Source organism: Pseudomonas sp. IT-232MI5, from assembly GCF_949767845.1.
In the GTDB taxonomy this organism is placed as follows: domain Bacteria; phylum Pseudomonadota; class Gammaproteobacteria; order Pseudomonadales; family Pseudomonadaceae; genus Aquipseudomonas.
The window spans coordinates 1-367 of sequence record NZ_CATKQE010000039.1; the positions used below are offsets into that span (position 1 = coordinate 1).

At 61.6% G+C, this 367-nt stretch carries 1 protein-coding gene; it reads right to left on the bottom strand.

Annotated elements, in window-relative coordinates:
• Positions 1-367, bottom strand: a 367-nt coding sequence (locus ACM6JQ_RS18430) for a hypothetical protein (protein WP_414894461.1), incomplete at both ends; no start/stop codon positions are given.

Genomic DNA, 367 nt, shown 5'->3' on the forward strand with positions numbered 1-367 from the left:
TAGGCAAAGGTTTCGCTTTGCGACTGGTCGCCCAGAGTGGCGCGACGCTCGGTCAAGCGGCCCATCGGGTCGAAGCTCAAAGAGATGACGCGTTGGCCATTGATCGATTGCGCGAGGCGGCCGGTGAGTGGGTCGTACTGATAGCGCGTGCTGCGGCCGTCGAAACCGCGTTCCTCGAGCAGACGACCGACCGGGTCGTAGTGGAAGTGCGCGCGTTGTTCGTTTTCGTTTTCCAAAGCCGTTAACCGTCCGAGACGGTCCCAGCGATAGCGCAGGGTTTGTTCGGCTGCGTCGATGCGTTCGGCGATCAAACCGGCGGCGCTGTAGCTCCACGTGGTGCAACGATCAAGTCCATCAACGTGCGCCA